The sequence below is a fragment of the Roseomonas sp. KE0001 genome (assembly GCF_016107285.1).
Lineage (GTDB): Bacteria > Pseudomonadota > Alphaproteobacteria > Acetobacterales > Acetobacteraceae > Pseudoroseomonas.
The window spans coordinates 298,208-311,355 of record NZ_RCVQ01000003.1 but is presented as its reverse complement, the minus strand read 5'-3'; the positions used below and the strand labels follow the sequence as shown (position 1 = coordinate 311,355).

14 protein-coding genes are annotated in these 13,148 nt (G+C 70.8%); 9 read left to right on the top strand and 5 right to left on the bottom strand.

Going from position 1 to position 13,148, the window contains the following annotated elements; all coding sequences use genetic code 11:
* Positions 1-91: 91 nt before the first annotated feature.
* From fabF to fabD, 4 genes are all read right to left on the bottom strand, one after another.
* Positions 92-1,375, bottom strand: a complete 1,284-nt coding sequence (fabF, locus tag D9598_RS07955) for a beta-ketoacyl-ACP synthase II (RefSeq protein ID WP_198365920.1) — start codon at positions 1,373-1,375, stop codon at positions 92-94.
* Between the two features lie 48 nt (positions 1,376-1,423).
* Positions 1,424-1,663: an acyl carrier protein gene (locus tag D9598_RS07950; RefSeq protein ID WP_120009070.1), complete on the bottom strand. Its 240-nt coding sequence runs from the start codon at positions 1,661-1,663 to the stop codon at positions 1,424-1,426.
* A gap of 122 nt (positions 1,664-1,785) precedes the next feature.
* Positions 1,786-2,523: a 3-oxoacyl-[acyl-carrier-protein] reductase gene (gene fabG / locus D9598_RS07945; RefSeq protein ID WP_198365919.1), complete on the bottom strand. Its 738-nt coding sequence runs from the start codon at positions 2,521-2,523 to the stop codon at positions 1,786-1,788.
* A gap of 13 nt (positions 2,524-2,536) precedes the next feature.
* Positions 2,537-3,490, bottom strand: coding sequence for an ACP S-malonyltransferase (gene fabD, locus D9598_RS07940; RefSeq protein WP_198365918.1), 954 nt, complete (start codon positions 3,488-3,490; stop codon positions 2,537-2,539).
* Positions 3,491-3,856: 366 nt separating this feature from the next.
* Here fabD and rpsF point away from each other — a divergent pair, with 366 nt between their 5' ends.
* From rpsF to D9598_RS07895, 9 genes are all read left to right on the top strand, one after another.
* Complete coding sequence (gene rpsF, locus D9598_RS07935; protein ID WP_198365917.1) at positions 3,857-4,330, top strand: 30S ribosomal protein S6; 474 nt, start codon at positions 3,857-3,859, stop codon at positions 4,328-4,330.
* Between the two features lie 6 nt (positions 4,331-4,336).
* On the top strand, positions 4,337-4,615 hold the full coding sequence (gene rpsR, locus D9598_RS07930; RefSeq protein WP_198365916.1) for a 30S ribosomal protein S18: 279 nt from the start codon (positions 4,337-4,339) through the stop codon (positions 4,613-4,615).
* A 42-nt stretch (positions 4,616-4,657) separates the two neighbouring features.
* A complete protein-coding gene (locus D9598_RS21615; RefSeq protein ID WP_198365915.1) occupies positions 4,658-5,590 on the top strand; it encodes a DUF2232 domain-containing protein in 933 nt (310 codons plus the stop codon).
* Between the two features lie 16 nt (positions 5,591-5,606).
* Complete coding sequence (rplI, locus tag D9598_RS07920; protein ID WP_198365914.1) at positions 5,607-6,176, top strand: 50S ribosomal protein L9; 570 nt, start codon at positions 5,607-5,609, stop codon at positions 6,174-6,176.
* Positions 6,177-6,391: 215 nt separating this feature from the next.
* Entirely contained in the window at positions 6,392-7,654 is a 1,263-nt protein-coding gene (locus tag D9598_RS07915; RefSeq protein ID WP_198365913.1) for a cyclopropane-fatty-acyl-phospholipid synthase family protein, read from the top strand.
* A gap of 115 nt (positions 7,655-7,769) precedes the next feature.
* A complete protein-coding gene (locus D9598_RS07910; RefSeq protein ID WP_198365912.1) occupies positions 7,770-9,284 on the top strand; it encodes a replicative DNA helicase in 1,515 nt (504 codons plus the stop codon).
* Positions 9,271-10,335: an alanine racemase gene (alr, locus tag D9598_RS07905; protein WP_198365911.1), complete on the top strand. Its 1,065-nt coding sequence runs from the start codon at positions 9,271-9,273 to the stop codon at positions 10,333-10,335. Before D9598_RS07910 ends, alr begins: the two co-directional genes overlap by 14 nt.
* Positions 10,336-10,351: 16 nt before the next feature.
* Entirely contained in the window at positions 10,352-11,137 is a 786-nt protein-coding gene (locus tag D9598_RS07900; protein WP_198365910.1) for an ABC transporter permease, read from the top strand.
* Positions 11,134-11,907 carry an ABC transporter ATP-binding protein gene (locus D9598_RS07895; RefSeq protein ID WP_198365909.1) on the top strand — a complete coding sequence of 258 codons (774 nt, stop codon included), beginning with the start codon at positions 11,134-11,136 and terminating at the stop codon, positions 11,905-11,907. Before D9598_RS07900 ends, D9598_RS07895 begins: the two co-directional genes overlap by 4 nt.
* 46 nt (positions 11,908-11,953) lie before the next feature.
* On the opposite strand, the gene D9598_RS07890 is transcribed toward D9598_RS07895, so the two are convergent.
* On the bottom strand, positions 11,954-13,015 hold the full coding sequence (locus D9598_RS07890; RefSeq protein ID WP_198365908.1) for an aspartate-semialdehyde dehydrogenase: 1,062 nt from the start codon (positions 13,013-13,015) through the stop codon (positions 11,954-11,956).
* Positions 13,016-13,148 lie beyond the last annotated feature (133 nt).

The following is a 13,148-nucleotide window of genomic DNA, read 5'->3' as shown; positions in this document are numbered from 1 at the left end:
TGAGCCAGGGCCGCGAGCCCTTCACCCACCCGATGCTCAGATGGGGCTGGCCGGGCGGAGGGGAAGAACCCGCTGCCCGGCCGGAAGTGCCTCAGCCCGCCTTGCGGAACAGGATGCTGGCATTGGTGCCGCCGAAGCCGAAGCTGTTCGACAGCGCCACGTCGATCGGCCGCTCCTGCGGCTGCAGCGCCACCCGGTCGATCACGCTCTCCCGCGAGGGCTTGCGCAGGTTGAGGGTGGGCGGCGCCACCCCGTCCCGGATGGCGAGGATGGAGAAGACCCCTTCCACGGCGCCGGCGGCCCCGAGCAGATGCCCGATCGCCGACTTGGTGGAGGACATGGCGAGGCCACGCGCGGCCTCGCCGAAAAGCCGCTCGACCGCTTCCAGCTCCAGGTCGTCGCCCAACGGCGTCGAGGTGCCGTGGGCATTGACGTACTGGATCTGCTCCGGGGTGACGCCGGCGTCGCGCAACGCCGCCTTCATGGCCCGGAAGGCGCCTTCATGGCCCTCGGCCGGGGCGGTGATGTGATAGGCATCGCCCGACATGCCGTAGCCCAGGACCTCAGCGTAGATCTTGGCGCCGCGCTTCCTGGCGTGCTCGTACTCCTCGAGCACCAGGATACCGGCGCCCTCGCCCATGACGAAGCCGTCGCGGCCTTCGTCCCAGGGGCGCGAGGCCTCCTGCGGCGTGTCGTTGTAGCCGGTCGAGAGGGCACGGGCGGCGCAGAAGCCGGCCATGCCGATATCGCTGATCGCCGCCTCGGTGCCGCCGGCGACCATGACATCGGCATCGCCCAACGCGATCAGCCGTGCCGCGTCGCCCAGCGCGTGCACGCCGGTGGCGCAGGCCGTGACCACGGCGTGGTTCGGTCCCTTGAAGCCGTATTTGATCGAGACATGGCCGGAGGCCAGGTTGATCAGCGCCGAGGGAATGAAGAAGGGCGACAGGCGGCGGGCCTTGCCGGCCCCGACCAGCAGGGCGTTCTCGGCGATGGCGGGCAGGCCGCCGATGCCGGAGCCGATCATCACGCCGGTGGCGTTCCGATCCGCCTCACCCTCGGGCATCCATCCCGAATCCTCGACCGCCTCCGTCGCCGCCACGAGGGCGAGCTGGATGAAGCGGTCCATCTTCTTCTGGTCCTTGACCGGGACCCACTCGTTGAAGTCGAGCTTTCCCTCGGTCTTGGCGCCAGCCGGAACCTCGCCGGCGATACGCGCCGGCAGGTCCTTGGCATCGAAGAGGCTGATCGGGCCGATGCCACTCTCGCTGGCGAGCATCCGCCGCCACACATGATCGACGCCGACGCCGAGCGGGCATGCAATGCCCATCCCGGTGACGACGACGCGTCGCGGCGTCGTCAGAGAACCGAACACGCGTTATCTCCCCCAGACGTCTACTTGCGCGGCGCGGATGGAAGGCCCTCAGGCGGCCTTCTGCGCCTCGATATAGTCGATCGCGTCCTTGACGGTCGTGATCTTCTCGGCCGCGTCGTCGGGAATCTCGACGCCAAAGGCCTCCTCGAAGGCCATCACCAGCTCGACGGTGTCGAGGCTGTCGGCCCCCAGGTCGTCGATGAACGACGCCTCGGACGTGACCTTGGCTTCCTCGACGCCGAGGTGCTCGACAACGATCTTCTTCACCTTCTCGGCGGTATCGCTCATCGCCCGAGTCTCTCCTGCTTGCAGACGCTGCCGGCATTCCGGACGGGGACCGCCCCCGTCGTCGACCTGCGCGGCATTAACATGGAAGCAAGCCGGGGAACAGATTTCCCGGCCGTTCCGTTTCAGGTCATCGCCATCCCGCCGTTCACGTGCAGGGTGGCGCCGGTGACCCAGCCGGCGGCATCGGATGCCAGATAGGCAACCGCGGCCGCGATATCAGTGGCCTCGCCCATGCGGCCCAGCGGAATCCGCTCCATCAGCCGGGCCTTCTGCTGCTCGTTGAGCGCATCGGTCATCGGGGTGCGCACGAAGCCGGGCGCCACGACATTCACCGTGATGCCACGGCTGGCCACTTCCTGGGCCAGCGACTTGCTCATGCCGATCAGCCCGGCCTTGGCGGCCGCATAGTTCGCCTGGCCGGGATTGCCGGTGACGCCGACGATCGAGGCGATCGAGACGATCCGGCCCGAGCGACGCTTCATCATGCCGCGCAGCGAGGCGCGCGCCAGCCGGAACGGCGCCGCCAGATCGACCTCCAGCACGTCCGACCAGTCCTGGTCGGACATCCGCATGGCCAGGCCGTCCCGGGTGAAGCCGGCATTGTTGACCAGGATGTCGAGCCGCCCGAGCTCCGCCTCGACCTTCTCGATCAGCGCCTGCGGCGCGGCGGGGTCGGACAGGTTGGCCGGCGCCACCAGCGCGCCCTCGCCCAGCTCGTCGGCCAGCTCGCGCAGCACCGCCTCACGCGTGCCCGAGAGCGCCACCTTCGCGCCCTGCGCATGGAGCGCGCGGGCGATCGCGGCGCCGATGCCGCCCGTGGCGCCGGTCACCAGCGCCACCTTTCCATCCAGTCCGAACATGCCGCTCATCGCCTCACAACGTCTTGAGGAAGGCTTCGATCTCGGCGGGCGTGCCCACCGACAGGGCCGCGGCCTCCGGCGCCAGGCGGCGCATCAGGCCGGTCAGCACCTTGCCGGCGCCGATCTCGACGAATCGGTCGCAGCCCAGCTCGACCATGGTGCCCACGCATTCCCGCCAGCGCACCGTGCCGGTCACCTGCCGGACAAGCAATTCGCGGATCTCGGCCGGGTCCGTCGCCTTCGCGGCGGTGACATTGGCCACCACCGGCACCAGCGGCGGGCGCAGCTCGGCCAGGGCCAGCGCCTCGGCCATGGCGTCGGCGGCGGGCGCCATCAGGGCGGAATGGAAGGGCGCCGAGACGGGCAGCAGCATGGCACGCTTGATGCCCTCGGCCTTGGCGAGGGCGACGGCCCGCTCCACGGCGCCGCGATGGCCGGAGATCACCACCTGGCCGCCGCCATTGTCGTTGGCCGCCTCGACCACCTCGGTGCCCTCCGGCCCCTCGGCGGCGCGTTCGCAGATCGCCTGGGCCTGGGCCATCTCGGCGCCGAGCAGCGCCGCCATGGCGCCGAGGCCGGCCGGCACCGCCTTCTGCATGGCCTCGCCGCGCAGCCGCAGCAGGCGGGCGGCGGTCGGCACGTCGAGGCTCTGCGCCGCGGCGAGCGCGCTGTACTCGCCGAGCGAATGTCCGGCGACCAGGGCCACCTGCGACTTCAGGTCGAAGCCGCCCTCCTGCTCCAGCACGCGCATGACCGCCAGGCTGACGGCCATCAGCGCCGGCTGCGCGTTGGCGGTTAGGGTCAGCTCCTCGGCCGGCCCCTCGAACATCAGGCGGGAGAGGTTCTGCCGCAGCGTCTCGTCCACCGCCTCGAAGACCTCGCGGGCGGGGGCGAAGGCCTGGGCCAGCTCGCGGCCCATGCCGGGCGCCTGGCTGCCCTGGCCGGGAAAGACGAAGGCGATCGGCATGGCGGTGTCGGCTTTCCTCTGCGCTGACAGCCGGCCGGCAGGCCGGATCCGGCGACAATCCCTGTGTGGAGCCGGGCGGGGTAATGGCGCTGCCCCCCGGTGTCAACAATCGAGCGTCATCGGGATGTCATCCCGAGCCCCCCTGGGAGGGCCCTGCCCGCCCGCGCTCCCGCGATGACGGCGAAGCCCCGCGGCCACGGCATGGCCGGCGCGCCCTGTGGATAAGGCGGTTTACGCGGCGGGGCAATTATGGTTTACGCAGCGCCACCCTGCCGGGCGCGGAGGCATCGCGCCCGGCTATGCCCGTTTGCGCTCTCCGGCATGGGCCGGAGCAGGCTTGGGCTGAGACAGCCACAGGGAGATCCCATGCCGTTGTATGAGACCGTGCTGATCGCACGAAACGACCTGACGCAGCAGCAGGTCGAGGCCATCACCGACCAGGTCGCGGGCGTCGTCACCGAGGCCGGTGGCGAGGTCAAGAAGCGCGAGTACTGGGGCCTTCGGGGCCTGGCCTACCGCATCAAGAAGAACCGCAAGGGGCACTACATGCTCCTCGGCCTCGACTGCCCGGCGGCCGCCGAGCAGGAAGTGGCCCGCCAGCTCGGCCTGAACGAGGACGTGCTGCGCCACATGACGCTGCGCGTCGAGACGATCGACGAGGCGCCCTCCGCCATCCTGGCCAAGCGCGGCGACGACCGCGAGCGTGACCGCGGCTTCCGTGGCCCGCGCCCGCCGGCGGGGCGCTTCTCCTCCGGCCGCACGCGTGAGCGCAACGACGACCGTGAGGAGTATCGCGCCCGCTCGCGCGATGATTCCGAGAACACCGGCGGCGAGGAGTAATCCATCATGTCCGACACCAGCGAACCGAACATCGCCGCCCGTCGCCCCGCCGTGGGCGCCCGCCGGCCCTTCTATCGCCGCCGCAAGTCCTGCCCCTTCTCCGGCCCGAACGCGCCGAAGATCGACTACAAGGACGTGCGCCTGCTCTCCCGCTTCCTGAGCGAGCGGGGCAAGATCGTCCCGTCCCGGATCACCGCCGTGTCGGGGAAGAAGCAGCGCGAGCTGGCCAATGCCATCAAGCGCGCGCGCTTCCTGGCGCTGCTGCCCTACGTCATCAACGACTGACGGCAGCGGACGGGATTCAGGATCTCTGAGGCAGGCACAGCCGTGGCAGCGGGACACCCCCGAGGGAATTTTCCCACCGGTCTGATCGACGATCCCCGCCTGCTGGCGGGGGCGGCGGCGGGGCTCGTCTCGGCGCTGGCCACGCTCTGGGCGCTGCGCGGCCTTCCGGGAGGGCTCGGCCTGTTCTGGCTCTCCCCCTTGCCGCTCTTCCTGGCCGGGCTCGGCTTCGGCGGCATCGCCACGACCCTCGCCATTCCGGTGGGCGGCGCGGCGCTGCTGCTGGCCGGGCCGGGCTGGGTCGCCCTTCTGCTCTGGCTGGTGCTCTATGCCCTGCCGGCCTGGATGCTGGTGGCCCTCGGCCTGCGGCCCGGGCCGCGCCTCGTGCTGACGGCACCGCTGGCGCTGCTGGGCCTCTGGCCGGCCTTCGTGACCCTGGCCGCGAGCCTCGCGGCGGGGGAGCATGGCGGGCTGGAGGCGGTGCTGCACGAGGCCGTCCGCGACGGCCTGGAGCGCATGGGCGGCGGGGTGTCGGAGCCGATGGTCGAGCAGATCGTCCGCCTCATGCCCGGGGCGCTGGCGCTTTGGGTCGGGCTGGCGCTGCTGGCCAACGCGGCCGGCGCGCAGGGCTTCCTGCAGCGCCGCGGCCTGGCCCTGGCGCCGGCGCCGCGCTGGCGGTCGGGCCGGTTGCCCGGCTGGTATCCGGCCCTCCCGGCCCTGGCCGGACTGGCCTGGCTGGTGGCCGACGAGGCCGACGCCATGCTGCCGCTGTCGCTCTGCCTGGTGCTCTCGGTGCCGCTGCTGCTGCAGGGGCTGGCCGCGATGCACACGCGGCTGGCCTCCTTCAGCGGCCGGCTGCCGGTGCTGATCCTGCTCTATGTCCTGATTCTCGTCTTCAGCCTGCCGGGCGCCGTGATCCTCGTGGCGCTCGGCCTCCTCGAACAGTACGGGCGCCGCAACCCGCCCGCCAACATGTGAGATCGGGGTTACACCGATGATCGAAGTCATCCTGATGCAGCGGGTCGACAAGCTCGGCCAGATGGGCGAGCTGGTGAAGGTCCGCCCTGGCTATGCCCGCAACTTCCTGCTCCCGCAGGGCAAGGCGATCCGCGCCAACAAGGACAATCTGGCCCGGTTCGAGCGCGAGCGCGTTCAGCTGGAAGCCCAGAACCTGAAGCGCCGCGAGGAAGCCGAGCGCATCGCCGAGCGGATGGACGGCCTCACGGTCGTCATCATCCGCCAGGCGGGCGAGGCCGGCGGCCTCTATGGCTCCGTGTCCGGCCGCGACATCGCCGAGGCCTGCCGGGAAGCCGGCCTGACCATCTTCCGCAACCAGGTGTTGCTGGAGCAGCCGATCAAGACCGTGGGCCTGACCCAGGTTCGCGTCGCGCTGCATCCGGAGGTGGATCTGTTCGTGACGGTGAACGTCGCCCGTTCCCCGGAAGAGGCCGAGAAGCAGGCGCGCGGCGAGGATCTTCGCGCCGAGCAGCAGGCCGAGGAGGAGAGCCTGGAGGCCGAGCTGGCCGCCGAGCTGTCCGAGCTGGGCGCCGCCAGCGAAGAGTAAGACCGGCCCCGGCCTCCACCGAGGCCACGGACGCGTCGAGAGGGGGGAGTGCCGGACAGGCGCTCCCCCTTTTGTCGTCGCAGAGGTCCGCCGGCGGCATCCTCCGGTGGGCCGGCATGATTTGGGGGGCCATCGGCCTCGCCCCCGCGTGACTGGACAGCCCTCGCGACCTTTCCCCAACATGCGGGATCGTGGTGAGCAGCGAGGGCCCAGACATGCCGTTTGATCGTGTGCTGTCCCGTATGATCCGTCACGGGCGGCTGACCGTTCGCTACCCGGACGGCGTGGAACGCCGCTACGGTGGCCAGGACGGGCCTTCCGCCGCCTTCGAGATCCGCAGCCGGCGCGCCGAGTGGCGGCTGGTGACCAATCCGGGCCTGGCCTTCGGCGAAGGCTACATGAACGGCGAGATCCGCCCGGTCGGCAGCACGCTCTACGAGGTGATGGACCTGCTGGTCCTCAACCTGATGGAAGCCGGGCACCCGGGGGAGCGGGTGATGGAGAAGCTGCGCTGGCTGCGCCGCCGCTTCGACCAGCTGAACCCGGCGGGGCGCGCGCGCCGCAACGTCGCCCATCACTACGACCTGAACGGACGCCTCTACGCCCTCTTCCTGGACCGCGACCGGCAGTACTCCTGCGCCTATTTCCCGACCGGCGAGGAGTCCCTGGAGGAGGCGCAGCTGCTGAAGAAGCGGCACATCGCCGCCAAGCTGAAGCTCGACCATCCTGACCTCCATGTCCTCGACATCGGCTGCGGATGGGGGGGCATGGCCCTGCACCTGGCGCGGGAGCATGGCGTCCGCGTCACCGGCATCACCCTCTCCACCGAGCAGCTGGAGGTGGCCCGCGGCCGCGCCGCCGAGGCCGGCCTGGCCGATCGCGTGCGCTTCGAGCTGATGGACTACCGCGACTGGCGCGAGCCGGTGGACCGGATCGTCTCGGTCGGCATGTTCGAGCATGTCGGCGTGGATCATTACCGCCGCTTCTTCCGTAGCCTGCGCGCGGCCCTGAAGCCGGACGGGGTGGCGCTGATCCACGCCATCGGTCGCAGCGACGGGCCGGGCAGCACCAACCCCTGGATCGCCAAGTACATCTTTCCGGGCGGCTACTCCCCGGCCCTCTCCGAGGTGCTGCCGCATGTCGAGAAGTCCGGCCTCTGGACGACCGATATCGAGATCCTGCGGCTGCACTACGCGCAGACCCTGGCGCATTGGCGCCGCCGCTTCGCCGCCAACCGGGACGCCATCCAGAGCCTCTATGACGAACGCTTCTGCCGCATGTTCGAATTCTACCTGATCGGCTCCGAGCTGGCCTTCCGGCGCATGGGGCATATGAACTGGCAGTTGCAGCTCACCCGCTCGCCCGAGACGCTGCCGCTGACGCGGGACTACATGCAGGCGGCCGAGCGGGCGGCGGCGGAAAGCGCGCAGGCGCAGGGGCGGACCGGCGGCGAGATGGCCTGCCGCCCGCGGCCCTGAGGGGCGGCCGCCGGGCGGTGTGCCGGGCCGGCGGCACAATTCCCAATCCGGAACATCCCCGTTATCCACAGCCCCCGGTTTCCACCCCGACGGCCTCTCGGGCTAAGTAGGGGGGATGAACAGCGTTCCCCCTCCCGGAGACGGGCTGATCGGCCTGTCGCAGCGGCAGCCCCCGGCGAATGCGCAGGCCGAGCAGGCGCTGCTGGGAGCGCTGCTGGCCAACAACAAGGCCTATGAGCGGGTTTCCGAGTTCCTGGCGCCCGAGCATTTCGCCCATGCCGTGCATGGCCGCATCTACGCCGCCATCCAACGCCGGATCGAGGCGGGCCAGCTCGCCGACGCGGTGACGCTGCGCGCCGAGTTCGAGCATTCCGGCGTGCTGCAGGAGGTGGGCGGGAGCGCCTATCTGGCCGAGCTGCTGACCGCCATGGTCGGCATCATCAATGCCGGCGAATATGGCCGCGTCATTCATGACGCCTGGCTGCGGCGGCAGCTCATCGACCTGGGCGAGACGGTGGTGAACCGCGCCTTCGGCGCCGAGGCCGAGCTGGGCGCCAAGGAGCAGCTGGAAGCGGCCGAGCAGGCGCTCTTCGACCTCGCCAAGGATGGCGGCTCGGAGGGCGGCTTCGTCACCTTCGGCCGGGCGCTGACCGAGGCCGTCACCATGGCGGAGAAGGCCTTCACCAGCGGCGGCGGCGTCTCCGGCCTGCCCTCGGGCCTGCGCGACCTCGACGCCAAGACGGGCGGGCTGCACCCTTCCGACCTCGTCATCCTCGCCGGCCGCCCGGGCATGGGCAAGACGGCGCTGGCCACCAAGATCGCCTTCGGCGCCGCCAAGTCCCTCCTGCGCGCCGCCGAGGACGAGCACGGGCCCGGCGCCGTGCCCAAGGGCGGCTGCGCCATCTTCTCGCTGGAAATGAGCGCCGACCAGCTCGCCACCCGCCTGCTCTCGGAGGAGGCGCGGGTCTCGGGCGACCGCATCCGCCGCGGCGAGATCCAGCAGCGCGACTTCGACCGCTTCGTCGAGGTCAGCCGTGAGCTGGCCCGCCTGCCGCTCTTCATCGACGACACGCCGGCCATCACCATCTCGGCGCTGCGCACCCGCTGCCGGCGCATCAAGCGCACGCGCGGCCTGGACCTGATCGTGGTCGACTACCTGCAGCTCATGCGCCCGGCCGCCGGCTCCCGCCCCGAGAACCGGGTGCAGGAGATCAGCCAGATCACGCAGGGGCTGAAGGCCATCGCCAAGGAGCTGGCGGTGCCCGTGATCGCCCTCTCGCAGCTGTCCCGCCAGGTGGAGAACCGCGAGGACAAGCGGCCGCAGCTGGCCGACCTGCGCGAATCCGGCTCGATCGAGCAGGATGCCGACATGGTGATGTTCGTCTACCGCGACGACTACTATCTGAAGATGCAGGAACCCAAGGCGGCCGGCTTCGACAATGGGGAAAAGTACGAGAATGCCCTGGCGGCCTGGAAGGAGCGGATGGAGAAGGCCTACAACCGCGCCGACCTGATCGTGGCCAAGCAGCGGCACGGTCCGACCGGCACCATCCCCCTCTTCTTCGAGGCCGAGTTCACCCGCTTCGGCGACCTCGACATCCACCATGGCGGCGCGCATGACGGCTACTGACCCCGGCGAGCGCGCCGGGCTTCTGGAGGTCGATCTCGGCGCCATCGTCGGCAACTGGCAGTCGCTCTGTGAGCGGCATGTGGATGGCGCCGTGGCCGCGGTGGTCAAGGCCGATGCCTATGGCCTCGGCGCCGGGCCGGTGGCCAGGGCCCTGGCGGCCGCCAGCTGCTGGTACTTCTTCGTCGCCCATCTCTCGGAGGGCATCGCCCTGCGGCGCGTGCTGAGCCATGGGCCGATGATCGCGGTGCTGGGTGGCTTCGCGCCGGGCGCCGACCAGGGGGCCGCGCTGACCCCGGTGCTGAACACGCCGCAGGATGTCGCGGCCCACCGGGCCGCCGGCACGACCGGCGCCATCCTGCACCTCGATACCGGGATGGAGCGGCTCGGGCTGGACGCCGCCGGGCTGGCGGGGGCGGGGGATCTCTCGGGGCTGGGGCTGCGCTACGTCATGACCCACCTCGCCTGCGCCGACGAGCCGGACCATCCGCTGAACGCCGAGCAGGCGCGCCGCTTCGCCGCCGGCTGCGCGGCGCTTCCCGGCGTTCCGCGCAGCTTCGCCAATTCCGCCGGCCTGTTCCTGGGCGAGGACTTCGCCTCCGACCTGGCGCGCCCCGGCTGCGCGCTCTACGGCATCAACCCCACTCCGGGCCGCCCCAACCCGATGCGGCAGGCGGTGCGGCTCACCGCGCCCGTCCTGCAGGTGCGCGAGGTCCCGGAAGGCGCGACCGTGGGCTACGGCGCCTCCTGGCGGGCGCCGCGCCCGAGTCGGATCGCCACCATCGCCGTGGGCTATGCCGATGGCTATCCCCGCAGCCTTTCAGGTCAGGCCATCGGCAGCCTGGACGGACACCCCGTCCCGCTGGTAGGCCGCGTCTCCATGGACCTCGCCACCTTCGACGTCACCGGCCTGGATGTCGCGCCCGGCGACCGCATCGAGCTGATCGGCGCGGCGCAGACGCCGGACGATGTCGCCGCGCGTGCCGGGACCATCGGCTACGAGATCCTTACCGCCCTCGGCGCCCGCTACCAGCGGCGCTACATCCCGGCATGAACTGGCGCCCCCGAACTTGACCCTCGTCCTGGATTTCCTCGCCGCGATCGGACGCGGCGTCCTGGAGGCCCTCCGTACGGTGGGCGGCATCGTGCTCTTCGCGATGAACGGCGTGTCGCATATCGTGCGGCCGCCCTTCTATCCCCATCTGATCGGCCGCGCCTTCGTCGAGATCGCCTATTTCTCCCTGCCGGTGGTCTCGCTGACGGCGGTCTTCACCGGCATGGTGCTGGCGCTGCAGTCCTATTCGGGCTTCTCGCGCTTCGGCGCCGAGAGCGCCATCGCCAATGTGGTGGTGATCTCCATCACCCGGGAACTGGGGCCGGTGCTGGCCGGGCTGATGGTGGCGGGCCGCATCGGCGCCGCCTTCGCCGCCGAGATCGGCACCATGCGCGTCACCGACCAGATCGACGCGCTGACCACGCTCTCGACCAACCCGATGAAGTACCTGGTGGCGCCCCGCCTGCTGGCGGGCACGCTGGCCATGCCGCTGCTGGTGGTGATCGCCGATATCCTCGGTGTCATGGGCGGCTGGCTCATCGGCACCACCCAGCTCGGCTTCACCTCGACCTCCTATCTGACCTCGACGCTGAACTTCCTGGAGCCGATGGATGTCATCTCCGGCCTGGTGAAGGCGGCGGTCTTCGGCTTCATCATCACGCTGATGGGCTGCTACAGCGGCTATCGCAGCAAGGGCGGCGCGCAGGGCGTCGGCGCGGCCACCACTTCGGCCGTGGTCTCCTCCTCCATCCTCATCCTGGCGCTGGACTATGTCCTGACCGCCCTGTTCTTCGGCGCATGAGCAGCACCCCGAAAATCCGCCTGCGCGGCCTGACCAAGAGCTTCGGCGCCAAGAAGGTGCTGGACGGCGTCGATCTCGATGTCGGGGCCGGGCAGAGCATGGTGATCCTGGGCGGCTCGGGCTCAGGCAAGTCCGTCACCATCAAGTGCATCCTCGGCCTGATCACGCCGGATTCCGGCTCGATCGAGATCGACGGGCACGATGTCCTGACCATGCCCCGGCGCGAGCGCGAGGCGCTGAACGACCGCATCGGCATGCTGTTCCAGAACGCGGCGCTGTTCGACAGCCTGCCGGTCTGGGAGAATGTCTGCTTCAAGCTGCTGGCGCAGAAGCGCGTCACCCGGGCCGAGGCCCGCGGCAAGGCGGCGGAGATCCTGGCCCAGGTCGGGCTGGACGGCAGCGTCGGCGATCTCTCGCCCGCCGAGCTCTCGGGGGGCATGCAGAAGCGCGTCGGCCTGGCGCGCGCCATCGCGGCGCGGCCGGACATCATCTTCTTCGACGAGCCGACCACCGGCCTCGACCCGATCATGGGCGCCGTGATCGACGGGCTGATCGTGGACACCGTGAAGAAGCTGGGCGCGACCGCCGTCTCCATCACCCACGACATGGCCAGCGCACGGCGCATCGGCGACACGGCGGCGATGATCCACAAGGGCCGCATCGTCTGGACCGGCCCCGCCGCGACGCTGGGCCAGACCGGCAATGCCATGGTGGACCAGTTCGCGCGCGGCGAGCGCGAGGGGCCGATCGGGATGGAATTGCGGAAGTAAGCAGGCCGAAGGTCGGAAGGGGGCGCGAGCCCCCTCCCCTGCCCGCCTACCGCTTCAGCAGCAGTTCCGCGATCTGCACCGCGTTCAGCGCCGCGCCCTTCAGCAACTGGTCGCCGGCCACGAACAGGGCGAGCGAACGGCCCGAGGGGTCGCCGATGTCGCGGCGGATGCGGCCCACCAGCACATCGTCCTGGCCCGAGGCCTCGGAGGGCATCGGGAAGTGGTTGGCGGCGCGGTCGTCCACCAGGCGCAGGCCCGGGGCGGCGGCCAGCAGTTCGCGCGCCTCCTCCGGCGTCACCACCTCGTCGAACTCCACGGTCAGCGCCATGGCATGCGCGCGCAGCACGGGCACGCGGATGCAGGTGATGCCGATCGGCAGCTCGGGCGCGCCGAGGATCCGGCGGGTCTCCGCCACCACCTTGGTCTCCTCGCCATTATAGCCACTCTCCGGGTCCATCTCGGCGTTGTGGCTGAACAGGTTGAAGGCGTAGGGGTGCGGCAGGACCTTGGGCTCGAAGCTCTCGCCCCGGAGATAGGCGGCGGTGGCCTCGCGCAGCTCCTCCATCGCCGCGGCGCCGGCGCCGGAGGCCGCCTGATAGGTCGCGGCCGTCAGTCGGCGGATGGGGTGGGCGCGGTGCAGCGGCGCCAGGGCGACGGTGGCGATGGCGGCGACGCAGTTCGGGTTGGCGACGATGCCGTGATGCCCGGCCAGGGCGGCCGCATTCACTTCCGGCACCACCAGCGGCACCTCGGGCTCCATGCGGAAGGCCGAGGAATTGTCCACCACCAGGGCGCCCGCCTTCACCGCGGCGGCGGCGAAGCGCTTGGAGATGCCGGAGCCGGCGGAGAAGAGCGCGATGTCGACGCCCGCGAAACTGTCCTCGGTCAGCGCCTCGACGGTGACGGGCCGGCCCTTGAAGTCGAGCGTCCGCCCGGCCGAGCGCGGTGAGGCCAGCAGCTTCAGCCCGCCGAGCGGGAAGCCCCGGCTCTCCAGGCAGTGCAGCAGCTCGACACCGACGGCGCCGGTGGCGCCGACGATGGCCACCACGGGCGCGGCGGCCTCGACCTGGCGGAAGGCGGCTTCGGCGGGTTCTTCGAGGGACAGCATGATGTCTCTTCCATGGAGGCCGGAGGAGACGGGGTGCCGGTTCCGTCCGGCAAGGCCCCGTCCGTCTCCGGCGGGGCCTTCTGGTGCTATGCCGCGGTGTCGGTCCGCGCAGCCACCAGAGGACGCCCCGCCG

Coding starts and splice junctions, on each gene's coding strand:
- rplI (WP_198365914.1), top strand. CDS start 5,607: ATGATCGAAGTCATCCTGATGCAGCGGGTCGACAAGCTCGGCCAGATG.
- fabG (WP_198365919.1), bottom strand. CDS start 2,523: ATGTTCGGACTGGATGGAAAGGTGGCGCTGGTGACCGGCGCCACGGGC.
- alr (WP_198365911.1), top strand. CDS start 9,271: ATGACGGCTACTGACCCCGGCGAGCGCGCCGGGCTTCTGGAGGTCGAT.
- D9598_RS07910 (WP_198365912.1), top strand. CDS start 7,770: ATGAACAGCGTTCCCCCTCCCGGAGACGGGCTGATCGGCCTGTCGCAG.
- fabD (WP_198365918.1), bottom strand. CDS start 3,490: ATGCCGATCGCCTTCGTCTTTCCCGGCCAGGGCAGCCAGGCGCCCGGC.
- D9598_RS07890 (WP_198365908.1), bottom strand. CDS start 13,015: ATGCTGTCCCTCGAAGAACCCGCCGAAGCCGCCTTCCGCCAGGTCGAG.
- D9598_RS07895 (WP_198365909.1), top strand. CDS start 11,134: ATGAGCAGCACCCCGAAAATCCGCCTGCGCGGCCTGACCAAGAGCTTC.
- D9598_RS07915 (WP_198365913.1), top strand. CDS start 6,392: ATGCCGTTTGATCGTGTGCTGTCCCGTATGATCCGTCACGGGCGGCTG.
- rpsF (WP_198365917.1), top strand. CDS start 3,857: ATGCCGTTGTATGAGACCGTGCTGATCGCACGAAACGACCTGACGCAG.
- rpsR (WP_198365916.1), top strand. CDS start 4,337: ATGTCCGACACCAGCGAACCGAACATCGCCGCCCGTCGCCCCGCCGTG.
- D9598_RS07950 (WP_120009070.1), bottom strand. CDS start 1,663: ATGAGCGATACCGCCGAGAAGGTGAAGAAGATCGTTGTCGAGCACCTC.